The sequence below is a fragment of the Sulfurimonas sp. CVO genome (genome assembly GCF_009883775.1).
Lineage (GTDB): Bacteria > Campylobacterota > Campylobacteria > Campylobacterales > Sulfurimonadaceae > Sulfurimonas > Sulfurimonas xiamenensis.
Window position 1 is genome coordinate 400,026 of record NZ_CP033720.1, and the last position, 26,844, is coordinate 426,869.

Genomic DNA, 26,844 nt, shown 5'->3' on the forward strand with positions numbered 1-26,844 from the left:
TGTTAAAGAGTAATTAAAAGTTATTTATTAGTTAAAACGACAAAAAGAGGGTACAAAACTCTTTTAATTTAATATAAACTACATTAAAAAAAATAGGGAGAGATTTATGCCACATATAGTTTTAGAAAATATTAACAAAGCAAGAGATGCTTTTAATGCCGTGCAGCCCTTTGCAAACAAGATAGAGGGTGGAATGTTGAAGGTTATGGATAAATACATAAATGCAAATGAGCAAACAGTTCTTATAGATTCTCTTGCGATAGAAAATGGAAAAAATCAAAACTTTTTTGTGCAGCTTAGTCAAAAAAAATCAAGCCTGACGGTGAGACTTTTACCTCTTACCGACCCTCAAAAAACAGATGGTGTTAAAATAATTATGGCGCATATTGCAAAGCAGATTAAAGATACAGATCCAAATATAAGTTATGGTAAAAATAATTTGGCAGATTTTTTAATAGATTAACTTTATGATAAAAGATTTTGCAGTAGTCGGTTCAGGCATCGGTGGGAGTTCTATAGCGGCGCTTCTGAGTTCAAAAGGCTTTGATGTTATTTTATTTGAAAAAGAGCCCTATCTTGGAGGGTGCAGCTCTTCATTTTCAAGAGCCGGCTACAACTACAACACAGGCGCTACAACACTTGCCGGATATGAAGATGGGCATGTTGTCAGAGAGATTTTTGATGCTATTGGAGTAGTGCCAAATCTTTTAGAGAGCGATCCATCTATTGTTATTATACACAATGAAAAGGTAACTCCTAGATACAGAGATTTTGAAAAATTTTTTGAAATATTGCAACTCAACTATCCGCATAAAAAAAATAGAGTATTTTGGGAACTTATCTATGATATAAATAGAGAGTTTTACAGATTTAGCGGACATTACTATGCAAATTCAAATATCTTTTCAAAAGTAGAGTCACTTTTTAGTTTTTTGCCTATTTTTTTAAGGTTTAAAAAGTATCTTGTTGCAAATGCTCATTCGTTTATAAAAAATTTTTTTGCCGATGCGGATGATGAGTATATTGCATTTTTGGAATCTCAAATATTTATCGTTGCTCAAGCTCCACTTAGAGAGATAAACTTCTTTACTGCAGCGCTCTCTCTGGCTTATACATTTAATAAAAATTACTATGTTTTGGGCGGATTTAGCACTCTTTTTGACGATATAACGCAAAATGTCAAAGAGTTACATAGAAAAAGTGAAATAATCTCTATTTCTCGTCATAAAAATCACTTTGAACTTTATACTAAAAATGGGAGATATAAAGCAAAAAAAGTGATTCTTAATTCTACAGTGTATGATAGCGGCAAACTTTTTAATGATATTGAGATAAAAAATTACTATAAAAGGTATAAAAAACTAGATAATTATCAAAGTTCGTTTATGTTTTACATGACTATAAAAAGTGAGAAAAATTTTCATCATCACTACCAAATCATCCAAGAAGATACTCTTCCCTACACTCTTTCAAAGGCGCTATTTGTCTCTTTTTCTGATAAAAATGATACTTTGATTGCGCCAAAAGGGCACTATAGTATTACAGCTTCAATACACACCGACAGCAGATTATGGGAGAATAAAAGTTTTTATAAAGCTAGAAAAAAAGAGCTTGAGGATATACTGCGAGAAATAATTTTAAAGAAACTTGATATAAAAGAGGATGAAATAGTTCAGAGTTTTGGTGCAACCTCAAAAACATTTTATCGCTATATAAGAAGATCACAACTGGGAGGTAATGCCATGACTTTTAAAAATTTTCTTCCGTTTCTACCTGGAAATGATACCTCTATAAAAAATTTATACAATGTCGGTGATACTGTTTTTCCTGCTCAAGGCTGGCCAGGTGTAATGCTTGGTGTAAAAAATCTAAAAAGGCTTTTAGATGCATAATATAGCCCTCTATATAAAAACAAAAGATTGGTTTTATATCTTGTTTATTGGGCTGTTTTTTGGAATGTTTTTATCTCTGTTATTATAGGAGTTTTAACATACACTACTGGAGCGTTACTTTATAGATTTGCGAACAAAGTAAAACTTCATATATAGCCTATACCCAAACACTGGAGTGTGCCAAAGTTTTCCATACAGCTTATTGTAGAAAATGCCATTAAACACAGCTTTAAAGAGAATAAAAAGAGTCTTAATGAATTTCTCTCTTTTTATGAAGATAAGAAGAGTTAAAAATTTGAGGCAGGACTTTCAAATCTAAAATAAAAGATATTCAAACAGTTCAACAGAGCAAACTTAGTTTTACTTTTAGAAATATTTCTGATACCATAGAATCAAGTAAAGATGGTGCAAAAGCTTTTAGAAAAATTTTTGAATAAAAATCGATTATTATGCCTAAAGAGGCTCTTTTTAATTTTATTAGTCTGATAGTTTATTTAAGTTAAATATGCTACAATTACGAAATTTTATATATAAACATAGGAGCTAGAATGGCACTTTTAGATGATATTAGAGAAGTAGTAGTTGAGCAATTAGGCGTTAACGCTGATGAGGTAAAAGAGGATGCAAAGTTTGTTGAAGATTTAGGTGCTGATAGCCTTGATGTAGTTGAATTAGTAATGGCTCTTGAGGAAAAATTTGATATTGAAATTCCTGATGATGAAGCGGAAAAAATTCAAACTGTTAAAGATGTAGTAAACTATATCGAAAACAAGTAATTGTTTTAAACTCTACTGAGGACTCCTCAGTAGTAAGTATTTTTTAGTAATCATTTTTTTGATTTTTAAAAAGTATTTATATTTTTACGGAGATTTTAATGAGAAGAGTTGTAGTTACTGGACTGGGTACGATAAATGCAGTTGGAAATGATAAAGAGAGTTCTTTTAAAGCTATTTGTGAGGGTGAGTGTGGAATTGACACGATCACTCTCTTTGATCCGGAAAATTATAGTGTAAAAATAGCAGCTGAAGTTAAAAACTTTGATCCCTCAACTGTTATGGAAGCAAAAGAGGTTAAAAAAGCTGATAGATTTATTCATCTTGGATTAAAAGCTGCTCAAGAAGCGATGAATGAAGCTAACTTTTCTGAAGACACAGATATGGAAAGATTTGGTATAAGCGCAGCTTCTGGAATTGGCGGTCTTCCCTCTATTGAAAAAAATTCAATTATTATAGAGACAAAAGGTCCAAGAAGAATAAGCCCGTTTTTTATTCCGGGTGCGCTTGTAAATATGCTTGGCGGTTTTATATCTATAGCACAAGGAACAAAAGGACCAAACTTATCAAGTGTAACTGCATGTGCTGCGGGAACACACGCAATCAGTGAAGCTGTAAAAACAATTATGTGTGGCGGTGCGGATAAAATGTTGGTAGTTTCAGCTGAATGCGCTATTACAGGTGCCGGTGTCGGCGGATTTGCTTCTATGAAAGCGCTTTCAACAAGAAATGATGACCCTAAAAAAGCGTCTCGTCCGTTTGATGCAGATCGTGACGGTTTTATTATGGGAGAAGGAGCTGCTGCACTTGTACTAGAGGTATACGAGGATGCTGTTGCTCGTGGAGCAAATATTTATGCTGAAATTGTTGGTTTTGGTGAAAGCGGTGATGCAAATCATATTACTACTCCAAGTCTTGACGGTCCGGCTCGTGCAATGAAAGCTGCTTACAAAATGGCAGGTGAACCTAAAATTGATTATATAAATGCGCATGGAACAAGTACTCCTATCAATGATAAAAATGAAACAGCAGCCATAAAAGAGTTGTTTGGAGGCAAAGAAAATTGTCCTCCGGTAAGTTCTATCAAAGGGCAAATAGGTCATTGTCTCGGAGCTGCAGGAGGTATAGAAGCTGTAATCTCTTTAATGGCAATGCGTGATGGAATAATTCCTCCTACTATAAATTATGAAAATCCAGATGAAAATTGTGATTTAGATGTAGTTCCAAATAAAGCTAGAAAAGCAGAATTAAATACAATAATGAGTAACTCTTTTGGTTTTGGCGGAACAAATGGTGTTATTATATTCAAAAAAATCTAAGTATAAGGATCTGATTTGGCAACATATTTAGACTTTGAGTACAAGATTAAGTTTCTTCAAGAAGATATTATATCTGCGCAGGTTCGTCACGATGAGGGTGCAGTTAAAACACTTCAAGAAAACTTGAATAAAGAAGTTTCAAAAATATTTAATAATTTATCACCTTTTCAGAAGCTTCAACTCGCGCGTCACTTAGATAGGCCATATGCACTTGATTATATTAATTTAATTATGAGAGATAAATATGAGATTCACGGAGATAGACATTTTCGTGATGACGCTGCTATTTTGTGTTATTTAGGATATATCGGTAATGAAAAAGTTATGGTTATCGGTGAGCAGAAAGGTCGTGGAACTAAAAATAAGATAAAAAGAAATTTCGGTATGCCTCATCCGGAGGGATATAGAAAAGCGCTGCGTGCTGCAAAGCTGGCAGAAAAATTCAACATACCTGTTCTTATGCTTATAGACACTCCGGGTGCGTATCCAGGAATTGGAGCTGAAGAGAGAAACCAGAGTGAAGCAATTGCTAGAAATCTGCTTGAACTCTCAGCGCTGAAAACTCCTACTATTTCTGTAGTTATTGGAGAGGGTGGAAGCGGTGGAGCTCTTGCTATAGGGGTTGCAGATAAATTTGCTATGATGCGATACTCTGTGTTTAGTGTAATCTCTCCTGAGGGTTGTTCTGCTATTTTATGGAATGATCCCGCAAAAGCAGAAGCTGCAACAAATGCTATGAAAATAACCAGTCAAGATTTAAAAGAGTTAAACCTTATAGATGACATCGTGGCTGAGCCTTTAATTGGTGCTCATAGAGACAGAGATGGTGCTGCTGCTGCAATAGGCGAGTATTTTTTATCTGAATTATCAAAACTTCGTGAAATGTCTGATGAAGAGAGAATGGAAACTAGATATAAAAAGCTTGTAAGTGTTGGAGCTTTCAGCGAGTAAGTATGCTTTTTTTAGCATTAGTTATTTGATTTTTAATTTATCTTCTTGCGTTTTGCATTGAGACTCTTTTTCTAAAAAAGGGTCAAATTTTAATCTTTTTAATTTTTTTGCCTCTTTAGTGAATTTTATAAAGTCTTCAACTGTCTTCACATCTTTTTTTATATTTGCCATTGATAACTTAAAGAGTTCGTAAGTTGTAAGGACATCGCTCATTGCTCTATGATGTGTTGCACTGGGATGCAGTCCAAATGATTTGTTTAAGTAAGAAAGGGCATATCTATATGATTCTATAGTTCTTTCTGCTAATGATAATGAGCACAAACTTCTATTTAAAAGTGGCGCTAAACCAATTTTTTGCATACTTAATGATATAAATTTATAATCAAACTTTACATCATGCGCAACAAAAACAGCATCTCCCAAAAAGTTTTTAAAATCATACATGACTTTTTTCAGATCTGGTGCATCGCTTGTGTCTTCTGCAGTTATGCCTGTTATTTCTGTTATATGCGGGTTTATCTCTTTGCAGCGAACAAGAGATTCATAGCTATCAATAATTTTGCTATTTTTTACTTTTATGGCAGCTAATTCTATTATTTGATGTTTATCTATTTTGGACCCATTTGTTTCTATGTCAACGATACAAAACTCAGCATCTTCAAGAGAGATAAATTTTGTTGCAAAATAAAAATTTCCCTGGTGTTTTAAAATCTCTAGACCTTGTGAATGCCAAAGTTCAAGCAGGAAATCCAAATCTTCATCTATCTGCTCTTTTAAGGTTTTTAAAGAGAGCCCTTTTGAAGATAATTTATATATGCTTTTAGCATCTAAAGAAAAATTATTATTAAGCAGCATCTACTATAATCCGTTATTTTGCATTTTTTATAAACTCTCTAACTTTAGATGCATCTTTTTTTCCATATGAGAGTTCTACACCGCTGCTTACATCAACAGCGTAAAAACCATACTGTTTAAGAGAGGATACATTTTGAGGATCGAGTCCGCCTGCTAAAATGATTTTGGAACAATCTACATGTTTAAACCACTCTATATTTAGTTTTTTTCCGCTTCCGCCATATGTTTCACAATAGGCATCAATAAGTCTATACTCATTACTAAATTGTAAAATATCTTTAGCCTCTTTTGCTCGTACAACTTTTATATATGGGACGAACAACTGTTCATAAAGTTCATATGGAGCTTCAAAGTGAACCTGGGCAAGTGTCGCCCCGGCTTCTTGGCAGTATGAGTTTATTACCTGTGCATCGCTGTTAACGAAAAGAGCCACTTTTTCTATAAACGGAGGCAGTTTGGCTATAATTTTTTTTGCATCCGATACAGAGATATATCTAGGAGATTTTTCATAAAATACAAATCCCAAAGCATCTGCGCCGGCATCTATTGCTGTCATAGCATCCTCATAAGAAGTAATACCGCAGATTTTAGTACGCATAGTTAAATTTTTAAAGAGGCAATTGCCTCTTTTTTGTCAAAATGATTAAAAACATAACTGCCTGCAACTACGATATCAACGCCCGCATCTTTTAAAAGAGCTATGTTTTTATCATTTACTCCGCCGTCTACTTCTATAAGGCAGTTCGGATTTATTTTATCCCTCATGGCACTTAATTTTTTTGCTTTAGGAATAACACTATCGATAAAACTTTGACCGCCAAAACCCGGGTTTACACTCATTAAAAGAATCATATCCAAATCAGCAAGCAGGTACTCTACAGACTCGGGAAGCGTATGAGGGTTTAAAACGATTGCCGGTTTTATGCCAAGTGAGCGGATTTTTTGGATCAATCTGTGGGGGTGTTTCTCCTCTTCTATATGAAAAGAGATATATTCAGGTTTTAAAGGAGCAAAAAGATCTACAAAAAATGTATTGTTTTCAACCATAAGATGAATATCAAGCGGTTTTGTAGCACATGCGGCAATAGCAGAGACTACAACCGGACCTATTGTCAGATTTGGAACAAAATGTCCATCCATTACATCTACATGTACAAAATCACAACCAGCTTCACAGATGGCTTTAACATCTCTTTCAAGATTGCCAAAATTAGCAGACAGGACACTTGGGGCTACATACATTATATTTCCTTTTTAGCATATAGAGACTTTTTTTGTTATTCTACTGTTTTGGTATTTAGAAGTTGCTTTTATTTTCTTAATTTAACAAAATAAAAATATTTATATTTGCCCTTAAGCAGAAGTTTTGTTTGGGCTTGATATAATTCGCAACTTTAATTAAACCTAACACAAGGAAGCTAAGATGGCAAGAAGATGTGCTATAAGCGGCAAAGGCCCGATGAGCGGGAATAATGTTTCTCATGCTAAAAATAGAACAAAACGTCGTTTTTTATTAAACCTTAGAACAGTGCGTATAACTTTAGAAGATGGCACTACAAAAAAGGTTAAAATCTCTGCAAAAGAACTACGCACGCTTAAGAAAAATTCTTAAGACTAACAGGAAATAAACTTGAATCTCTTAGAGAAGATTCGAAAATTCCTACATTGGGAGTCATCTCCCAAACCTCATATAACACTCAATAATGAGCTGTACTCTCAACTTTTACCATTTAGAACACCTTTAGTATTAATTCAACTTCTTATGATTATAGGAACTTTAGGCTATATTTATATTGAAGATTACACCATAATGAATGCAATTTTTCAAACCGGATATACTTTTACTACAGTCGGATTCGGTGCATTAAATGAGGGAGAATTTTCAGCAGCAGGGCAGATATTTACGGTAACTCTGATTATTTTAGGATTTACGGTATTTACGATTGCAATCGGTATTGTTGTTGATGTTGTCGGAAAAGGAAATCTTAGTAAAATAATTAAGGAGAGAAGAATGTTATATAGTGTAGCAAGATTAAAAAAGCATTTTGTTGTATGTTATCATAATGACTATACCCTTGAAGTCACAAAAGAGTTAAGAAAAAATCATATACCTTTTGTAGTTGTAGATCCAAGAGAAGAGATACATCAATGGGCCGAAGAGCATAACTATACTACATATTTAAAAGCTGAACCGCACGCAGAGCTCACCATGCTTAAAGCGCATCTCTCATCAGCAAAAGGTCTGATAACGCTCTCTAACTCTATATCTGACAATATAGCTTTGATAGCTTCAGTTAGACTTTTTGAAAAAGAGCATTTTTTGCCAAGACCTTATTATGTTATCTCTTCAGCTGAAACGGTAAGTGATATTGGAAAATTAAGAAAACTTGGTGCTGATACTGTCGTCTCTCCTACAAAGTTAACTGCTCAAAGAGTAAGCGCAATGGCAGCTCGTCCAGATATGGAAAATCTGCTTGAAGAATTTTTATATAAAAGCGATAATCCTCTTGATATGGAAGAGATAGAAGTACCAAAATATAGCTGGTCGGTTCTTAAAAAATTAAGAGAGACACATATTAGAGAGATAACAAATACATCTGTAGTAGGTATTACTAAAAAAGATGGTAAATTTTTAGCTATGCCAAAAGGAGATGTTTTGATTACAAGTGAATGCAAACTACTTGTTATAGGAACACAACAAGGTATTAATGTAACAAAAGAGCTCTTAAGAAGAAGAGACAAGCCAAAGGAGCTAAGATTTGTATAATATAGTATATTCGCAAGGCGGAGTATGCGCTAGTGACGGTTTTTTTGCAGATGGCATAAGTGCAGGACTTAAAAAAGGTAACGCTAAAGATATGGCATTTATTTATAGCGAAGATTTGTGTGAGGTGGCTTCTGTTTTTACAACAAACAAGATGTATGCGGCACCAATTAGACATTTTCGCCAAATGGGAGATTTTAAGACAAATTTTGTTCTTATAAATTCTAAAAATGCAAATGCAATGACCGGCCAGGCAGGAGTTGAAGATATAAAAGAGGTACTCTCCTTCTGTCCCTTACAAGCCAAAAATCCTATTATGAGTTCAACAGGTGTAATCGGTGTTCGACTTCCAAAAGCTAAAATTATAGATGGGATGAAACTTTTTGATTTGAGCCGAAGAGATTCTGCTTGCGCAGCAAAAGCTATTATGACAACAGATACATTTCCTAAAGAGATAGCTTTTAAAGTTGAGTTGGATGATGGAAGCAGTTTTAGTATGGGAGCTATAGCAAAAGGTGCCGGGATGATAAATCCTGCCATGGCTACAATGCTATGTTTTATCACAACTGATGCAAATGTTAGTAAAAGTGAAATGCAAGAGGCTTTAGATGAGATAAAAACTACGACCTTTAATGCCATAAGCGTAGATGGAGACACCTCTACAAATGATACTGTTTTGCTTTTATCAAATGGTAGAAGCGGTGCTTACAATAAAGAGGCATTTAAAGAAGTTCTTTTTAAAATTATGCATTTTTTAGCATTAGAGATGGTGCGTGACGGTGAGGGTGCAACAAAACTTGTAACCTACAAAGTAACAGGTGCAAAAGATGATAGAGAGGCGGAGATTGCTGCTAAAGCGCTCTCGGATTCGCTTTTGGTAAAGACTGCACTTTTTGGCGAAGATCCAAACTGGGGAAGAATCGCTTCGACGGTTGGTGCAAGCGGGGTAGAGGCTTATGAAGAGAAGTTGAAAATCTCATTTGACAATCTATGCGTTTATGACAGGGGAGAGATTCTTTTTGATGCTGAGATGGAGAAGAAGTGCGCTGTTATTATGCAGCATCAAAAATTTACTATTTCATGCGACTTAGGTGTTGGAGAGGGCAGTTTTAAAGCGTATGGATGTGATTTAGGACATGAGTATGTAAAGATAAATGCAGATTATAGAACATAAAATCTATTTTTTGCATAATATATTTAATTGACGCTTTTTTTTGCTAGCAAAGAGAGCTGTCCTTTACTTGAAATCTTCTTATTTGTTAAGCCTTGGCAGATGCCATCCTCTTTTAAATGCTAAGAGTCTTAGTGTTATGCTAAGAAGAGCGACAATAATGATATTAAATTCATTAATTGCATTAAAAAAGTTAAGCGCTCCAAGCAAAAACGCTACAATTACTGCGATAGAACCGTAAAAATCGCTAACAAGAACTGTAGGAACTTGATTTATCATAATATCTCTGCTAACTCCTCCGCCTACCGCCGTAATAAAGCTTAAAATAACTATGCCAAAGAAATTATACTCTGCATTTATAGCTAAAAGTGCGCCAGTTATACTAAAAGCGACAAGACCGATTGTATCGCTTACTACAAACATCCACTTTCTTTCTATAGAGTCTTTTTTATAAAGCTTAAATATATATGCAATGAAAATAGTTGTTATAAGTGTCAGAGCAGGATGTAAAGTTGTAAATGCAAAGGGAGCAGAGCTAAGTATGGCATCTCTAATGATTCCGCCTCCAAGAGCAGTAAGTGACGACGCTATTAGCACACCCAAAATATCAAGATCATTTTTAATAGCGATTAAAAAGCCGCTTATAGTAAAAGCAGCAATTCCGATGATATCTGCAAATATAAAATATTCAGGCATAAATCTATCTATTTTTGATAGTGAGACTTAAACTCTACATAGCGTGATGCAGAAGCGTAGAGCTCTTTAACCTCTTCATCGTTTAGCTCTCTTATAACCTTTGCAGGGCTTCCCATGATTAGCGAACGGGGAGGAAAGATTTTATTTTTTGTTACAAGCGCGCCGGCGCCTACAATAGACTCTTTTCCAATGACAGCACCGTCAAGTATAGTAGCACTCATCCCTATAAGGCAGGCATCTTCTATTGTGCATCCATGAAGCATCACACGATGGCCAATTGTTACATCATTGCCGATTATAGTAGGATTTCCATCACTCCTGTCCTCTTTTTTATAGTGAGTTACATGAACCATACTAAGATCTTGTATGCTTACTCTATCGCCTATTTTTATATAGTGAACATCACCTCTTACAACCGTTCCAAACCATATAGAGCAATCTTCTCCGCATGTAACATCACCTATAACATCAGCTGATTGTGCAATCCAGGTATTAGCGCCAAGTTTTGGTTTTATGTTTTTAAATTCATATAACATAAGTTACTCATTTTCCATAAATATGCGAGATGCTAATTCTTCAATTGAACTTGCAGTTTCTTTTGTTGTGGCTTTAACAATTTTATTTACATAATCTTCTAAAAGTTTATGATTGTTTATAGTTTTTGCACTCTCATCTTTTATCTTTATATATGAACCATCGCTTTGAAGTTCATGTGCTAAAGAGTTGTCCGCACATTGAAGATTAAGTATTTGTATAATCTTATCTTTAGATGTTTTATCTTTAATCGCAGTTAAAAGTTCTATACGCCTCATTAGATTTCTTGGCATCCAGTCAGCGCTTGAGATATAAACTTGAGATTCGTCATTTTTGAAATAAAATGCTCTTGCATGTTCAAGATATTTGCCTAAAATGGAGACAACTCTGATGTTTTCGCTTACATCTTTTATCCCTGGTTTTAAACAACATATACCTCGAACGATAAGATCAATCTTTACGCCGGCTCCACTTGCTTTATATAGAGCTTTGATTACATCTTCATCAACAAGTGAGTTTATCTTTGCAATAATACGGCCTTCAGGACCCCTTCTTGTCTCATTTTGAATAAGTGAAAGCAATTTAGGTTTAATTTGTGATGGAGACATATAGAGCTCATTTAGCTTGCCTTTTTTGCTAAAACCTGTCAAAAAGTGAAAAAATCGTGTCATATCGTTTGTAATTACATCTTTTGAGGTTAGGTAACTCATATCTGTATAGATTTTTGCAGTAGAAGGGTTATAGTTTCCAGTTCCTAAATGAGCATATTGCTTAAGTTTACCGTTTTTTCTTCTTGTAATTAGTGTTGCTTTTGCATGAACTTTAAAACCTTTGATTCCGTAGATAACATGTGCACCAGCTTTTTCAAGTGCTTTTGCCCAGATAAGATTGTTCTCTTCATCAAATCTTGCTTTAAGTTCAACCATAACTGTTACCTGCTTGCCCGATTCGCTTGCACTCATAAGAGCTTTAACGATTGGTGAATCAGTTCCCGAACGATAGAGTGTCATTTTTATAGAAACAACATCTGGATCTTTTGCAGCACTTTGAATCAGTTTTACAACAGGATCAAAGCTTTCATAAGGATGATAAAGCAAAATATCCTGTTTTTCCAAAGTAGTAAAAATGTTTTCACTCCCCTCTAAAGGCGGAATTGTTTTTGGTTTAAAAGGCTCTGTTAAAAGATGGGCAAGCTGTTTATTTGAAACTATCTGCCAAAGACCCGATAGGTTTAAAAAAGTATGATATTTATAGATATCATCTTTATATACATTTGTATGACGGTTAAAGAAATTAATAACTTCTTCATCAACATCACTTCCGATTTCAAGTCTAACCATAGCCCCTTTTTTACGAAGCTTCAATCCCTCTTCAAGTATTTCCAGAAAATCATCAGCTTCCTCTTCTTCAATCTCAATATCAGCATTTCTGGTAACTCTAAAAGAGGCATATTTTATAAGTGTATATCCCGGGAAAAGACTCTCTATATGTTGTGCTATAACGCTCTCTATAGGGATATAAACATTATTTTCAAGTTCTACAAATCTGTTTAAAACCCTAGGAACACGAATAATTCCAAATCTTTCTATGGATGTGTTGTCACTATCTTTTAATTTTACTATAAGTCCAAAACTAAGATTATTTAAATGCGGAAATGGATGTGTTGCATCAACAGCGATAGGAATAATAACCGGATAGATATTTTCATTAAAAAATCTGTTAAGTTGTTTTTTTTGATGCTGGCTTGCATCGTTATAAGATTTGATGCTGACATTTTGGGATTCAAGCTTTTTTAAGATACCGTTCATACAGTGCTCTAGTACTTGCTGCTCTTGGTGAAGATATTTTCTTATTTCACGAAGTTGTTGCAAAGGAGTTAATTTATCAGCACCCGAAACTATAATACCGGCAGCAAAAAGCTTTTTAAGTCCAGCTACTCTTATCATATAAAATTCATCTAAATTTGTTCCATAAATAGCTAAAAATTTAAGGCGCTCCAAAAGAGGAAGAGATTCATCTTGTGCTTGTTTTAAAACTCTTGTATTAAATTGAAGCCATGATAGTTCACGGTTGTTATACAAAACTGGGTTTTTTAGATTTAACATTAGCAAAAACTCCAAATAATTATTTTCTCTTATTATATCTAAGAAGTTGTTACATAAAAATTACAAATAGAGACACTTTTTATTATTTTATAACACTTGTACCTCTGTAATTGGCTGAATGATAGATAGTAGTTTTATTTTTACGCGCATAATATTTCATAAGAAGTTTTTGCAGAGTTGGCTCAATTGAGGGAGCGAACCAGGCATTGTTGCTTATAGCTATAACAAAATTCACATTACCTTCATAAATTTCTTGACATGTAGCTTCATAACAGATGGCATTTCTAAATTTTACATTTTTAATAATAAAATCAGTTGCCTTGTCAGCAGTTTTAAAATCAGATGCTCCCGCAAAAAAGAAGTCGTTTATAAATTTTTGTGCAAATTTCGGCAGGGGAATGTATTCGCCAAAGGGAACCAAAACCAATTTTTTTGCCACTTCATAATGGCCGTTGTTAAATATGTAGGTTACATTATAGTGCATATTCTCTTCACTAAGCAGAGAACCTGCAACGATGGCTATATCATATGATAATGTTTTTAACTTTTCTATAATAAGGGGCGCTTTGTTCATGTAAAAAGGAAAAACTGATTCAGGTAAAACAACGATGTCATATCCGCTGTTTTTTGCATCTTCTATCTCTCTAAAAATCAACTCAATAGTTGCAGATAGATTCCTTTTCTCCCATTTTTGGTCCTGTTTAATATCTGTAGCAACAAGTTTTATCTTTAAGGGAGCTTCTTTGTTTACTGGAGGATTAAAGTTTATAGTGAGTGCTAAAAGCAGCAGAGGAGTAAATTTATATCTTTTTTTTATGTAATTTGGTAAAGAGAGAGCAAGAAGTATAAGAAAAAGATGGTATTTAAATATTCCCAAATAGCTCTCTACAAACAGTAGTTCAATTTGAAGCCAGTTAAAATCAAAAGGTTCAATAAAGCTTAAACAAAAGAGTAAAACAGCTCGAAGCGCCACACTGTTTGTTAATGCCAAAATTCCGAAAAAAAGCATATAGACAATAGCAAAAAGTATGGTAATCAAAGGCTCCATATAACCAACGCCATTGTATTTGAAGCTATATCCAATCCAGTAAAACCAAAATAAACCTATAAAAAAACCTGCTACTAAAAGAGCTCTCTTTGGCATATATAAAAGCATAGACAGAGCCATAAGCCCAAAAATTGTATTTACTATTTTTATGGTTATGTCAAAATGTTCAAAATAGATAAATGCACTAAAAAAAGTCGAAGCTATAACTCCGCATAGTAAATCAAAGAGTGCAGGATTGTAATTATTTTTAATTTTTTGAAATTTTTCGATCATATTTTTACTCTATTTTTAGTGCAAATTATAGCAGTATTCAGTCTTTTATTAATATACTTTTTGTATAATCGTCTCAATTTATTCAAAGGAAACCCTAACTCATGGAAATATTAAGTCAGTTACTGCCATTTATAATTTTAATTGCAATTATGTATTTTGTAATTATCCGCCCACAGCAAAAAGAGGCAAAAAATAGACAAGAGATGATAGCATCTCTTAAAAAAGGTGACAAAATAGTTACTGCTGGCGGAGTAATAGCAGTGGTTTACAAAGTTGAAGAGCAATTTTTCAGTGTTAAAATCAATGATGAAACTATTGTAAAAATAACTAAAGAAGCAGTTGCTAGAAAGTATGAGGATGAAGCTTAATTATCGCGTAGTTATTTTTGCTTTATCTATAATATTTGGTCTTTTTTTTTCAGCTCCGTCTCTGTTTCAGATGCAAGACGGAAAAAAAATTACTTTAGGGCTTGATCTTCAAGGCGGACTTCATATGCTTCTTGGTGTAAAAACTGAAGAAGCTGTAAAATCCCGTATTAAATCAATTGCTGCAAGTATTAAACACTTTAGTGAGAGAAAAGATATCCTAATCGATTCTCTTCATTTTGATGAAAATGAGATAACATTTACTCTTTTAGATAAAGATGATGCAAAAACTGTTCAAACATTTTTACATGAAATAGAGGGTGCCGTTGTAGTTGTTGTTGATGAAAAAATTTCTCTGAGTCTTACTAATGAAGAGATAGCAGAGACAGAGAAACAGGCAATTTCTCAGGCGATTGAAACAATAAGAAACAGACTTGATCAATTTGGTTTGACAGAACCGGTGGTTGCTCGTCAAGGCGAAGAAAAAATTCTTGTGCAATTAGCAGGAATTAAGAGTGCTGATGAAGAGCAGCGTGCCCGTGAACTTATATCTCGTGCTGCAAAACTTGAGCTTATGGCTGTTGATGAAGATAGAGCTGCCAGAGTTCATACTATGAGCGAAAGTGATGCCGCAGCTTATGGAGATGTTATTTTAGAAGATGCCGCAAATCCGGAAATAAAACATTTGGTGCATGAAATTCCCATATTAGACGGAGGAATGCTTACAGATGCTCATGTAGGTTTTGATCAAAACAATCGTCCTCTTATTAATTTTTCACTTAATGCTGAAGGTGCTGAGATATTTGGCGATTTTACCGGTAAGAATGTTGGAAAACGCTTAGCTGTTGTTTTAGATGGCAAGGTTTATTCTGCTCCGGTGATAAATGAGAGAATTGGCGGCGGAAGTGGACAAATTTCAGGCAGCTACTCTGTTATGGAAGCAAAAGATTTAGCTATTGCTCTTCGTTCAGGTTCTTTATTGGCGCCAATTTATCTTATGGAAAAGCGTTCAGTCGGGCCAAGTCTTGGCGCTGACAGCATTAAAGCAAGTATGATTGCGCTTATTGGCGGATTTATATTGGTAATTGTATTTATGATTGCTTACTACAGAGTTGCAGGAATTATTGCAAATATTGCTTTGATTGCAAATCTCTTTATTATTTTAGCGGTTATGAGTCTCTTTGGCGCAACATTGACACTTCCGGGTATGGCGGGTATTGTTTTAACAGTCGGTATGGCAGTTGATGCCAATGTTATCATATCAGAGCGTATACGCGAGCTTATACATGAGGGTGTATCGACTCATAGAGCAATAGAAGAGGGTTATTCGAATGCAATGAGAGCTATTTTGGATGCAAATATTACCACACTTATTGCTGCTGTTGTTTTGTATGCGTACGGAACAGGAGCAATTAAAGGTTTTGCAATCACGATAAGTATCGGTATTTTAGCTTCAATGATTACTGCGATTCTTGGAACACATGGGATTTATCAAATGTTAGAAAAAAGAATTCAAAAAAGCAAAAACAATCTTTTATGGTTTGGAATTAAGGGTTAATTATGGAATTTTTTAAATATACAAGAACCTTTAATTTTATGGGCAAGTCAAAACTTGCAATGATTTTATCAATAGTTTTAGTTTTAAGTTCATTCGCTCTTTTGGCAACAAAAGGTCTTAATTACGGTGTAGATTTTGCCGGAGGAACAATAGTTCAGGTGAAGTACACAACAGATGCGCCAATTGATGATATGAGAGAGAAGCTAAAGGGTAACAAAATTTTTGAGGATGCCACGATTACAGAATTTGGTTCTGCCGAAGAGGTCGTTATCCGTATGAAAACAACTACCGGAAATGTTACCGTCGATATAGGCGATGTTACTCGTGAGTCACTTAAAGATACGGGAGAATTTGAGGTTCGTCGTGTTGATATAGTTGGTCCAAAAGTCGGAAGCGAGTTAAAAGAAAAAGGGATCATGTCTCTTATCTTGGCTATTGTGGGAATTTTAATCTATGTTGCATTTAGATTTGAGTGGAGATTTGCCGTTGCTTCTATTATCGCTCTTGTTCATGATGTCTCTATCGCTCTTGGTGCTATAGTTTTGGTCGGCTTGGAGGTAAACTTAGATGTTTTAGCTGCACTTCTTACGATTCTTGGTTACTCGCTTAATGATACAATAATTGTTTTTGACAGAATTCGTGAGAGTGTAGTAAAAACCAGAGAGAGTGAACTCTCAGAAATTATAGATGATTCTATTACAAAAACATTAGCTAGAACAACTCTGACTTCACTTACAACACTTTTTGTTGTGTTTACGCTTTTTATGTTTGGCGGTGAAATTATTCATGCTTTTGCATTTACTCTTTTGGTAGGTATTGTTATTGGAACTTATTCATCAATTTTTGTAGCTTCACCTATTTTGCTTCTATTTGGTTTTGATGTGAAAAAATATCATATTAAACTCGCTGAGAAAGCAAAAAGAGAAGCGGAGAAAGAGAGAATGAGATCTCAATTTGAATCTGGAGTTATGTAAAAAATTAAAAAGTCTCTATCTTCTTCTTTATATTTATTTTTTCTAGGCTTTTGCCTGGATAATATTTTCATAAAAATTATTTCAAAAACAACTCAATAAACACTTCAGTCACTACTTAAGATACTTTTTGTATAATCCTTCTAATTAATTTAAAACTAAGGTGTTGCTATGGATTGGGGTAAGGTAATATATGTATTTTTCTCGTTAATGAGTTTAACATCAATTGCGGGATTTTTGTATGAGCACAGTGCTGTGGCGCTATTTGTCGCGGGAAGTTTAAATTTAGTTTCAACATTTTTAAAAATAGGTGTTAGAAATCTTCTTTCTGCTGAGCTATTGGCTTCATCTCTCGTAGCTGATTTACATCTTATACCGGCATTTATATATTTGGAAGTTGTTGGAAATTTAGAGTGGGCTATCGCTTTGACTATCGGTGCATTGATAGCAAATTTATTCTCTATGGGACTTGTTTATATAGAGAGTTCGAAAAATCGTGATGAGTATTAGGAGATTATAGTTGGAATACAGTTCAAAAGAGTTAGAAAAAAAGTGGCAGGAGTATTGGGCAAAAAACAGAAGTTTTGAGCCTAATGAAAATTTTACAAAAAAGAAAAAATATATCTTAAGTATGTTTCCCTTCCCAAGCGGAAGATTGCATATGGGACATGTTAGAAATTATACTTTAAGTGATGCTTTTGCAAGATATTACCGCCAACAAGGTTTTAATGTTCTTCATCCAATCGGCTTTGACAGTTTTGGCATGCCTGCTGAAAATGCAGCTATAAAAAATGGCTCGCATCCAAAAAAATGGACTTATGACAATATTGATTATATGAAAGAGGAATTTAAATCTCTTGGATTCTCTTTTTCAAAAGAGAGAGAATTTGCAACAAGTGATGAGCTCTATACAAAGTTTGAACAGGGTTTTATCATCGATATGTATGAAAAAGGACTTCTTTATCGTAAAAAAGGATTTTTAAACTGGTGCCCTAGTTGTCAGACTGTGTTGGCTAACGAACAGGTAATTGAGGGCTGCTGCTGGAGATGTGATACGCAGGTAATTAAAAAAGATATGAATCAATACTATTTTAAAATTACCCAGTATGCAGATGAGCTTCTTTGTGATTTAAGTAAACTTGAAAAGGGCTGGCCTAAACAGGTTTTAACAATGCAGGAAAACTGGATAGGCAAATCAAACGGTTTGGAGTTTAAGCTTTGTTTTAATGAAGCATCTTTAAGTAAGCTAGATAGCAAATTTGATGGTTTTGATGTGTTTACAACTCGCCCTGATACAATTTACGGAGTAAGTTATGCAGCTTTGGCTCCTGAGCATGATATTGTAACTTATATGATTGAGAACTCACTTTTAGATGATGAGACAGTTGTAAAAATCAAAGAGATGAAAAATGCGTCATCTATTGATAGACAAAAAACAAAAAGCGGTGTAGCTTTAGATATAGATGTAGTTCACCCTCTAACAAAAGAGAAGATTCCTGTATGGGTAGCAAATTTTGTTTTAATGGATTATGGAAGCGGCGGAGTAATGGCAGTTCCTGCTCATGATGAGAGAGATTTTGAATTTGCCAAAAAGTACAATCTGCCAATTCGCCCAGTAATCAAATCTTTTGAGGGCGAATTAAGTGATGATCAAGCATTTACAGAAGTGGGTGAATTGTTTAACTCTGCTCAATTTGATGGGCTAAACTCCAAAGATGCACAATCAAAGATAATAGAGTATTTTGAAACAGAAAAAATAGGTAAAAAAACAACCAATTATAAACTAAAAGATTGGGGTGTTTCGCGTCAAAGATACTGGGGAGCACCTATTCCTTTTATTCATTGTGATAAATGCGGCATAGTTATGGAGAAAAAAGAGAATCTTCCAGTAGCGCTTCCTGAAGATATCGAGATTACGGGTGAGGGAAATCCGCTTGAGAAACATCCGACATGGAAGCATTGCAAATGTCCTAAGTGCGGAGAGGATGCAATTCGTGAAACAGATACAATGGATACATTTGTAGAGTCTTCATGGTATTTTTTAAGATTTTGTGCATCATCTAAAAATTGGGAAAAAGAGGCTTTTTCAAAAGAGCAGATTCAGTACTGGATGCACCAGAAAGGGCATCAAGGTGTTGATCAATATATCGGCGGTATTGAACATGCAATTTTGCATCTTTTGTATGCAAGATTTTTTACAAAAGTTTTTCGTGATTTAGGTTATTTGGATTTTGACGAACCTTTTGATAAACTTCTCACTCAAGGCATGGTGTTAAAAGACGGTGCCAAAATGAGCAAGTCCAAAGGCAATACGGTTGACCCCGATGCTATAATAGAGAAGTATGGAGCAGATACAGCAAGACTCTTTATTCTTTTTGCAGCTCCTCCAACACAGGAGTTGGAGTGGAATGACAGTGCTGTTGAGGGTGCGTATAAGTTTATAAAAAGATTTTATGACAGAAGTTCAAATATTTATGAAACAGATGCTGTTCCTGTTATTGAACATGCATCTCTCTTAAAAGAGGAAAAGTTTGCCAGAAAAAAGGTGTATGAAGCATTGGTTCGTTCTATTGATGTTTATACAGAAAAATACACTTTTAATACTATGATAGCCGGTGTTATGGAAGCAATGAATGCTCTGAATCTTCAAACAAATAGAGATGTCTGGTGTGAGGGTTATTGGATTTTAACTTCTATTATGGAGCCAGTAATTCCGCATGTATGTTCTGAAATAAGCAATAAATACTTTAATCTTAAAAACTTGACACCGCAAAAAGTTATAGAAGATGTTTTTGTTGAAGAGGCTGTAACACTCGCTGTTTCAATCAATGGAAAAAGAAGATGCGAGATAGAAGTTGCTGTTGATGCAGATCAGAATAGTATTCTTGAAGCTGCTAAAGAGAAGGCACAAAAATGGCTGGAAGGAAAAACTATAATCAAAGAGATCGTAGTTCCTAAAAAATTAGTAAATTTAGTTATCAAGGGTTAAATTGAAACTGTTTTATAATATTAAAATCTTTTTATTACTATTTTTAGTTTTCATCATATTAAGCGGTTGCGGGTATAAACCCAGTGCTAAATTTTCTCGGGATGTATTAGGAGAGAAGATAAGCACAAGCGTTATAATCTCTGTGCAAGATCCTGAAAATACAGTTGTAATAAAAGATGAGATTGATAGAGCAGTTGTAGAAGTTTTCCAGGCATCGCTAGTAAGCAGATCAGTATCAGATACGCATTTGGTAATAAAAATGAATGAACCTAGTTACGCGCCAATTACCTATGATGTAAATGGTTATATAACAGGCTATCGAATGAGTGTTGTGTTAAATATTGAAAAATACACAAACGGCTCTTCAAAAAATTATACCACAAGAGGGTTTTATGATTTTTCAGTAGCACCAAATGCTATAGTTACTGATCAAGATAGATTTGAGGCTATTGGATTTGCTGCACAAAGAGCTATTAAATCATTTGCAGCTCAAGTTTCTGCTGAAGGAGCAAGAGCTGAAAAACAGCAGTAACTAAAGTTAATCAAAATAAAGCAAAAAAATTCGAAAGAAAGAATAATCTATAAATGACACTACAAGAGTATTTAAATACTAAACCGCTCTATTATGAGAAGATTGATTATACTCGTATGCCGCGAGTATATGAAAAAATTAAATCATTTTTAAATCATCCTAAGATAATTCATATAATTGGAACAAATGGAAAAGGCACAACCGGCCGTTTTTTGGCTAATGCTTTGTACTCAATGGGTTTTAGTACAGGTCATTATACATCTCCGCATATTTTAGAGTTTAATGAAAGAATATGGAAAAATGGTAAAAATGTAACTAATGCAGAGTTGGAAGAGGCATATGCAGAGCTTCAAAAAATTTTGAGCAAAAATGATGCATCTTCACTTAGTTACTTTGAATACACTACACTTTTAGCAGTGATAATTTTTAAAAAGTGTGATTATATTATAATGGAAGCTGGCCTTGGCGGAGAGTTTGATGCAACTGCGGTATTTGCTAAAACATTAACACTTGTAACTCCTATCGCATATGACCATGAAACTTTTTTAGGCTCAGATATAGAGCAGATAGCTGCTACAAAATTAAATGCAATTCAAAACAATGCTATATTGGCTATGCAAAACTACAAAGATGTTTATAAGGTTGCTGATAAATTATGTAGTGAAAAAAAACTCAATATTTACAGAGTTGAAGAGCTTTTAAGTAGTGCAGATAAGCAAAAAATAGAAGAAATTTCAAAAAAACTCTCTCTAGTGCCGTATTTAATAGAAAATTTATCATTAAGTATAGCTGCATTGAACTTTTTAAAGCTTGAATATACAGCAGCAAATTTCCAAAATCCGCCTCTTTTTGGAAGAGTGACAAAAATAAATGAAAATATAATAGTTGATGTGGGGCATAATGTCTTAGCGGCAAAAAGCTTGGTAGACGCACTAAGAGGAAACAAATATATTGTGATTTATAATAGTTACAAAGATAAAAATTACAAAGAAATCTTATCAATACTTAAGCCAATTATTTTGCAAGTGGAGATAATTGTTATACATGATCAAAGAGCTGCCAAAATAGAGGATATTCAAAGCACTTTAAATAATTTAGAGATAAAACATACTATTTTTCAAGAGATAAAACCTGGATATAAATATTTGGTTTTTGGTTCTTTTAGTGTTGTTGAAACATTTTTAAAGAAGTACTATGAATAACCATTTTACAATTACAATAGAGGATGATAGAGGGATAAAAGAGTTTAATCTTCATAAATTTATAAAAAAAGTTATTTATTACGCTCTTTTATTTATAGGAACTTCTGCTTTTATTGCTGTGGGGACAATTTTATACTTAAATTATACAGTAGAAAAGATAGAATTAAAACGACAAAATATGCAAAAAGCGTATCTGGCGCTTAAAGAAAAAAACAGAGTATTAGATGAGAACATAAAAGAGACGCAATTATCTCTTATCGATAAAAAAAGAGAACTTGCGGAGGTTTCAGAATCACTTTCTGAGATAGAGACATTAATTGGTTTGACTCCCGCAGCAGAGATGACGCTTGCCGAGAGAGTGAATTTAACAAAGTTAAATTCTGAACATATGACAACGCTTATGCAGTTTGTGCCAAGTGGTTCTCCTGTAGAGTATAAAGGAATTACAAGCAAATTTGGTTATAGAGTACATCCTATATTAAGATCAAAAGAGTTTCATCGAGGCATCGATTTGCGAGCAGCGATTAATACCCCTGTTTACGCAACAGCTGATGGAATTGTTGAATGGGCGGGTTATCATAAGAAGAGCGGCTTCGGCAATCTCGTGATTCTTCAGCATAATTATGGCTTTAGAACTTATTTTGGGCATTTAAACAAAATTGTGATAAAATCAGGAAAATTTGTAAAAAAAGGTGATTTGATTGCATATACCGGCAACTCAGGTAAAAGCAGCGGTCCACATCTTCATTATGAAATCAGATTTATTCAAAGAGCGGTTAATCCTTTGGAATTTGTAAAGTGGAGTCTTAAAAATTATAAAGATATATTTGAAAAAGAAAATAAAATACCATGGCATTCTTTAATAGAAGCTACCGTTTATATAAAAGTTTCAAACCCGACACAATCACTGCCCTCATTACAAATGGATTTACAGCAGTAACATGATTGAATGGTTGCAAAAATATAATAATTTTAATAAAGATTGGTATAAATTAAATTAATGTCACAAAATACACTTTTCCAATACTATAAAACTGATAAAAAACAAGATTTAGAACTCTTGATCTGTCAAGACTCCAAAGAAGCCCATGAACTTGAAAATGTAGCTAAATTCTTCAAGCAGGATGTTTTGGTTTTTCCCGACTTTAGAGCTGCTTTTGGAGATGATTTAAGAGTATATAAAGAGGAGCTTCATCAACTTTTTTCTTGTTTGAGAAGATATTATGCTCTGAAAAAAAAGCCTTTGATTATATCGCCTCTTAAGACACTTTTGTTCTATCTGCCAAATGAGAGTTTGTTTGACTCTGTTTCTTTGGAGTTTGGTGCAAAGATAGAGCTGAAAAAATTTCAGAAAAAGATGCTGTTTTGGGGATACAATTTTGTAGATATGGTGCAAGTTGAGGGGGAGATATCTTTTCGCGGAGATATTATAGACATATATCCGCCTTCAAGTAAAATGCCTTTAAGAATTTCACTTTTTGATGATGAGATAGAGCAGATAAAGTATTTTGAATTAGAGTCTCAAAGAACCCAGAAAGACGAGATTGAGAGCATTGAAATAACACCTGCTTTTTACTCTTTGAGCGAGGAAAAGTTTGACAGTTTAAATGAAAAAATCAAACAGAGTGAATTTAACTCTTTAGTCAAAGATATAGCATCTTTGGGTTTATGGTATCTTGGTGATAGTGCCATAAATTTTTTAGAGGATAAAAACGCAAAATTAGTCAGAAATTTAGATGCTCTTTTGACTGATGCTTATGTGCTTAATAAACCTATGCTCTCAAGAGAGTCTTTTGATCTTGAAATTTTACCGACTTCTGATGATTTTAAAGAGCTGGCCGTAACAGATGTTCACTCTCTTTTAAGAGTGCATAAAGATAAAAAAACAACTATTATTGCTTCAAATGAGGCTGTTGTAAAGCAGGCCGGATTGTTTGATTTAAATAAGATTGAGATAGTTTATGCTCCATATATTTTAAATATTCTCAGTAAAGATGAGCTTGTTATTTCTCTTAATAAACCTCAAAAGGCTAAACGAAGAAGAAAAAGCTCAATTTTGCTTGATGATTTAAAAACGGGTGATTATGTTGTTCATGAAGATTATGGCGTCGGTATATTTGAAACCATAGAGCAGACTGAGATTTTAGGCGGTGTTAAAGATTTTATTGTTATCAAATATGTCGGTGATGATAAAATTTTGCTCCCCGTGGAAAATTTAGATGCGATAGACCGCTATATTGCATCAAGCGGTTCGATTCCTGTTTTGGACAGACTTGGTAAAGGGAGTTTTGGCAAACTAAAAGAGAGTGTTAAAAAAAGGCTTATGGAGATTGCAGGTCAAATAGTCAATACTGCAGCTGCAAGAGAGTTGATTCAAGCTCCTAAGATTAGCATCGATACCAATGAACTAAAAGAGTTTCAAAAACTCTCAGGTTTTGAGTATACAGATGACCAGACACAATCTATCAATGAGATAATTGCGCAGATGAGTTCCGGGCATATTATGGACAGGCTTCTTAGCGGAGATGTCGGTTTTGGCAAAACTGAAGTAGCTATGAACACCATATTTGCGGCATATAAATCAGGTTTTCAGTCAGCTCTTATTGTTCCTACAACACTTCTTTCGGCGCAGCACTACCGTTCACTGCATGAAAGATTTGATGCTTTTGGCATTAAATGCTCAAAACTCGATCGCTTTGTAAGCGCAAAAGATAAAAAAAATATTATTAAAGCTTTGGCAAGCGGAGATCTGGATGTGGTTGTCGGGACACATACTCTTTTTGATCTGGATTTTAAAAATCTGGGCGTTGTTATTATAGATGAAGAGCATAAGTTTGGCGTAAAGCAAAAAGAGAAGATAAAAGAGCTTTATCACAATGTGCATCTTCTTAGCATGAGTGCAACACCGATTCCCCGCTCTCTCAATCAGGCACTTAGTTCGATAAAAACTATGTCACAGCTGCTTACTCCGCCAAGCGAGAGAGAGCCGGTGAGAACATTTGTTAAAGAGTATGAAGAAAAATTTATTAAAGAGATTATTTTAAGAGAGATTAGACGCGGCGGGCAGATATTTTATGTTCATAATTCAATTGATCATATGCCGATAAAGTTTGGCGAATTAAAAGCACTTCTGCCGGAGTTGAGAGTCGTAATGCTTCATTCAAAAATTTCAGCAACAGAAACAGAGAAAGAGCTCTTAAAGTTTGAAGCAGGCGAGTATGATTTGATGCTTGCTACCTCTATTATAGAGTCAGGTATTCATATGCCTCGTGTAAATACCATAATAGTTGACGGTGCAGACAGATTTGGAATGGCAGATCTACATCAGCTGCGAGGTCGCGTAGGAAGAGGAAAGATAGAAGGATTTGCATATTTTATTGTAGAAAATAGAGAAAATTTAACAGATGATGCAAAAAAAAGACTTTTAGCTCTTGAGTCAAACTCATTTTTGGGAAGCGGCTCAATTTTAGCATACCATGATTTAGAGATTCGAGGCGGCGGAAACCTGGTAGGCGACGCTCAGAGCGGGCATATTAAAAATATAGGCTACTCTTTGTATCTTAGAATGTTAGAAGATGCTATAAAATTACTGAGCAATCAGGCACAGAGCCAAAAGATAAAGGTTGATATAAAACTCACCATCTCAGCTTATATTTCTGATGAGGTTGTAAAAGAGGATAGACTTCGTTTGGATATCTATAGACGCCTCTCGGCGTGTGAGCAGAGTGTAGAGATATATGAGATACAAGAGGAAGTGATAGACAGATTTGGGGAGATTGATACTCCTACAAAACAGTTTTTTGAACTAATGGTTATTAAACTTTTAAGTCTAGAAAAAAAGATAAAAAGTGTAACAAATTATGGACAAAATATTACATTTACATATATGGATGAGAAAAAAGAGAGCATAAAATCAGACTCCAAAGATGATGATGACATTATTAGAGCAACGCTTCTTTATCTTAGAAACAATACATTAAAGGCAGTATGATGAGAGTGGCATTTATAGGCGATATAGTGGGGAGCCCCGGCAGAGAAATGTTAAAGAGTTATTTGTTAAAAACGAAAGAGGAGTATAAAATAGATTTTGTTATAGCAAATTATGAAAATGCTTCTCATGGTTTTGGGCTAACTACAAAAAATGCAAATGAGATTGTTAGTTATGGTGTTGATTGTATGAGCGGCGGAAACCACACATGGGATAAAAAAGAGATTGAAGCACTTTTTGATACCCATGAAATTTTAAGACCGCATAACTATCCAGATGAGGTAAAAGGAACAGGCTGCAAGGTTTATGATGTAGCTGGGGAAAAACTTGCAGTTTTAAATCTGATGGGTCATTATGCAATGCCATATACAGATAATGCTTTTAAAAAGGCAAAAGAGAGCGTTGAAAAGCTTCATTTAGATGGAGTTAAAAATATTTTTATAGATTTTCACGCAGAAGCAACAAGTGAAAAAAGAGCGATGATGATGCTGCTTCAAGGAAGTGTGAGTGCAATAATCGGAACACATACCCATGTAGGAACTGATGATTTTCAGATAGCAGATTCAACTGCATACCTAACTGATATGGGACTTACAGGATGTAGAGATAATGTAATAGGTATGGATAAAAAAGTACCGCTTAAACAGTTCCTTACAGGTCTAAGAGGTCATTTTGATATTTCAAAAAAGTGTAAAAAAATATTTCAGATAGCTATAATGGATTTCAATGAGGGTAGATGCAACAGCGCTTTTAAGTTAAAAATATTTGATGACGGAAGGGTTTTTAAAACGCAAGCTTGGATTGAAGAGTAAGCGTTTGTTTTATGATTTTAAGTGTAATAAAAAAGAGATTCTTTTT

The 26,844-nt window shown here is 34.3% G+C and carries 25 protein-coding genes; 18 read left to right on the forward strand and 7 right to left on the reverse strand.

What is annotated here, in order from left to right; genetic code table 11:
• The first annotated feature begins 106 nt into the window (after positions 1-106).
• The 5 genes from CVO_RS02070 to accA all read left to right on the forward strand — a co-directional run bounded on the left by CVO_RS02070 (position 107) and on the right by accA (position 4,935).
• Entirely contained in the window at positions 107-463 is a 357-nt protein-coding gene (locus CVO_RS02070; RefSeq protein WP_152299797.1) for a hypothetical protein, read from the forward strand.
• A gap of 4 nt (positions 464-467) precedes the next feature.
• Positions 468-1,892 (forward strand): phytoene desaturase family protein, encoded by a 1,425-nt coding sequence (locus CVO_RS02075; RefSeq protein ID WP_159569720.1) that lies wholly within the window; start codon positions 468-470, stop codon positions 1,890-1,892.
• A gap of 548 nt (positions 1,893-2,440) precedes the next feature.
• Positions 2,441-2,668 (forward strand): acyl carrier protein, encoded by a 228-nt coding sequence (gene acpP, locus CVO_RS02080; RefSeq protein ID WP_137013889.1) that lies wholly within the window; start codon positions 2,441-2,443, stop codon positions 2,666-2,668.
• A 98-nt stretch (positions 2,669-2,766) separates the two neighbouring features.
• Complete coding sequence (locus tag CVO_RS02085; RefSeq protein ID WP_159569722.1) at positions 2,767-3,984, forward strand: beta-ketoacyl-ACP synthase II; 1,218 nt, start codon at positions 2,767-2,769, stop codon at positions 3,982-3,984.
• Between the two features lie 15 nt (positions 3,985-3,999).
• Positions 4,000-4,935: an acetyl-CoA carboxylase carboxyl transferase subunit alpha gene (gene accA, locus CVO_RS02090; RefSeq protein ID WP_159569724.1), complete on the forward strand. Its 936-nt coding sequence runs from the start codon at positions 4,000-4,002 to the stop codon at positions 4,933-4,935.
• 21 nt (positions 4,936-4,956) lie between these two features.
• Here the strand turns inward: accA and CVO_RS02095 are convergent, their stop codons facing one another.
• The 3 genes from CVO_RS02095 to rpe are packed head-to-tail and all read right to left on the reverse strand — an operon-like array spanning position 4,957 to position 7,032.
• Positions 4,957-5,790, reverse strand: coding sequence for a 3'-5' exonuclease (locus CVO_RS02095; protein WP_241690988.1), 834 nt, complete (start codon positions 5,788-5,790; stop codon positions 4,957-4,959).
• Positions 5,791-5,803: 13 nt separating this feature from the next.
• The gene (locus CVO_RS02100; protein ID WP_152299793.1) at positions 5,804-6,388 is read right to left on the reverse strand and encodes a phosphoribosylanthranilate isomerase; all 585 of its coding nucleotides are present in this window, start codon (positions 6,386-6,388) and stop codon (positions 5,804-5,806) included.
• Positions 6,389-6,390: 2 nt separating this feature from the next.
• Positions 6,391-7,032, reverse strand: a complete 642-nt coding sequence (rpe, locus tag CVO_RS02105; RefSeq protein ID WP_152299792.1) for a ribulose-phosphate 3-epimerase — start codon at positions 7,030-7,032, stop codon at positions 6,391-6,393.
• A 181-nt stretch (positions 7,033-7,213) separates the two neighbouring features.
• Between rpe and rpmB the strand changes: the two genes are divergently transcribed.
• The 3 genes from rpmB to argJ are packed head-to-tail and all read left to right on the forward strand — an operon-like array spanning position 7,214 to position 9,728.
• Entirely contained in the window at positions 7,214-7,402 is a 189-nt protein-coding gene (gene rpmB / locus CVO_RS02110; RefSeq protein ID WP_152299791.1) for a 50S ribosomal protein L28, read from the forward strand.
• An 18-nt stretch (positions 7,403-7,420) separates the two neighbouring features.
• Complete coding sequence (locus CVO_RS02115) at positions 7,421-8,557, forward strand: potassium channel family protein (RefSeq protein ID WP_188093709.1); 1,137 nt, start codon at positions 7,421-7,423, stop codon at positions 8,555-8,557.
• Positions 8,550-9,728, forward strand: coding sequence for a bifunctional glutamate N-acetyltransferase/amino-acid acetyltransferase ArgJ (gene argJ, locus CVO_RS02120; RefSeq protein WP_152299790.1), 1,179 nt, complete (start codon positions 8,550-8,552; stop codon positions 9,726-9,728). The genes CVO_RS02115 and argJ overlap by 8 nt, the downstream gene beginning before the upstream one ends.
• Before the next feature lie 78 nt (positions 9,729-9,806).
• On the opposite strand, the gene CVO_RS02125 is transcribed toward argJ, so the two are convergent.
• From CVO_RS02125 to CVO_RS02140, 4 genes are all read right to left on the reverse strand, one after another.
• Positions 9,807-10,421: a trimeric intracellular cation channel family protein gene (locus CVO_RS02125; protein ID WP_159569726.1), complete on the reverse strand. Its 615-nt coding sequence runs from the start codon at positions 10,419-10,421 to the stop codon at positions 9,807-9,809.
• An 8-nt stretch (positions 10,422-10,429) separates the two neighbouring features.
• Positions 10,430-10,957 (reverse strand): gamma carbonic anhydrase family protein, encoded by a 528-nt coding sequence (locus tag CVO_RS02130; protein ID WP_159569728.1) that lies wholly within the window; start codon positions 10,955-10,957, stop codon positions 10,430-10,432.
• Between the two features lie 3 nt (positions 10,958-10,960).
• The gene (locus tag CVO_RS02135; protein ID WP_152299787.1) at positions 10,961-13,060 is read right to left on the reverse strand and encodes an RNA degradosome polyphosphate kinase; all 2,100 of its coding nucleotides are present in this window, start codon (positions 13,058-13,060) and stop codon (positions 10,961-10,963) included.
• Positions 13,061-13,142: 82 nt separating this feature from the next.
• Positions 13,143-14,381 carry an apolipoprotein N-acyltransferase gene (locus CVO_RS02140; protein WP_152299786.1) on the reverse strand — a complete coding sequence of 413 codons (1,239 nt, stop codon included), beginning with the start codon at positions 14,379-14,381 and terminating at the stop codon, positions 13,143-13,145.
• Positions 14,382-14,482: 101 nt separating this feature from the next.
• Here CVO_RS02140 and yajC point away from each other — a divergent pair, with 101 nt between their 5' ends.
• The 10 genes from yajC to CVO_RS02190 all read left to right on the forward strand — a co-directional run bounded on the left by yajC (position 14,483) and on the right by CVO_RS02190 (position 26,798).
• Positions 14,483-14,749 carry a preprotein translocase subunit YajC gene (gene yajC, locus CVO_RS02145; RefSeq protein WP_152299785.1) on the forward strand — a complete coding sequence of 89 codons (267 nt, stop codon included), beginning with the start codon at positions 14,483-14,485 and terminating at the stop codon, positions 14,747-14,749.
• Positions 14,739-16,304 (forward strand): protein translocase subunit SecD, encoded by a 1,566-nt coding sequence (gene secD, locus CVO_RS02150; RefSeq protein ID WP_152299784.1) that lies wholly within the window; start codon positions 14,739-14,741, stop codon positions 16,302-16,304. The genes yajC and secD overlap by 11 nt, the downstream gene beginning before the upstream one ends.
• 2 nt (positions 16,305-16,306) lie before the next feature.
• Positions 16,307-17,278, forward strand: a complete 972-nt coding sequence (secF, locus tag CVO_RS02155; RefSeq protein ID WP_152299783.1) for a protein translocase subunit SecF — start codon at positions 16,307-16,309, stop codon at positions 17,276-17,278.
• A gap of 168 nt (positions 17,279-17,446) precedes the next feature.
• Positions 17,447-17,785, forward strand: coding sequence for a DUF6394 family protein (locus tag CVO_RS02160; protein ID WP_152299782.1), 339 nt, complete (start codon positions 17,447-17,449; stop codon positions 17,783-17,785).
• 10 nt (positions 17,786-17,795) lie between these two features.
• On the forward strand, positions 17,796-20,264 hold the full coding sequence (gene leuS, locus CVO_RS02165) for a leucine--tRNA ligase (protein WP_159569730.1): 2,469 nt from the start codon (positions 17,796-17,798) through the stop codon (positions 20,262-20,264).
• Between the two features lies 1 nt (position 20,265).
• On the forward strand, positions 20,266-20,796 hold the full coding sequence (locus CVO_RS02170; RefSeq protein WP_241690989.1) for an LPS assembly lipoprotein LptE: 531 nt from the start codon (positions 20,266-20,268) through the stop codon (positions 20,794-20,796).
• Between the two features lie 53 nt (positions 20,797-20,849).
• Positions 20,850-21,998, forward strand: coding sequence for a bifunctional folylpolyglutamate synthase/dihydrofolate synthase (locus CVO_RS02175; RefSeq protein ID WP_159569732.1), 1,149 nt, complete (start codon positions 20,850-20,852; stop codon positions 21,996-21,998).
• On the forward strand, positions 21,991-22,938 hold the full coding sequence (locus CVO_RS02180; protein WP_159569734.1) for a M23 family metallopeptidase: 948 nt from the start codon (positions 21,991-21,993) through the stop codon (positions 22,936-22,938). The genes CVO_RS02175 and CVO_RS02180 overlap by 8 nt, the downstream gene beginning before the upstream one ends.
• A gap of 60 nt (positions 22,939-22,998) precedes the next feature.
• Positions 22,999-25,989: a transcription-repair coupling factor gene (gene mfd / locus CVO_RS02185; RefSeq protein ID WP_159569736.1), complete on the forward strand. Its 2,991-nt coding sequence runs from the start codon at positions 22,999-23,001 to the stop codon at positions 25,987-25,989.
• A complete protein-coding gene (locus CVO_RS02190; RefSeq protein WP_152299777.1) occupies positions 25,989-26,798 on the forward strand; it encodes a TIGR00282 family metallophosphoesterase in 810 nt (269 codons plus the stop codon). Before mfd ends, CVO_RS02190 begins: the two co-directional genes overlap by 1 nt.
• Positions 26,799-26,844 lie beyond the last annotated feature (46 nt).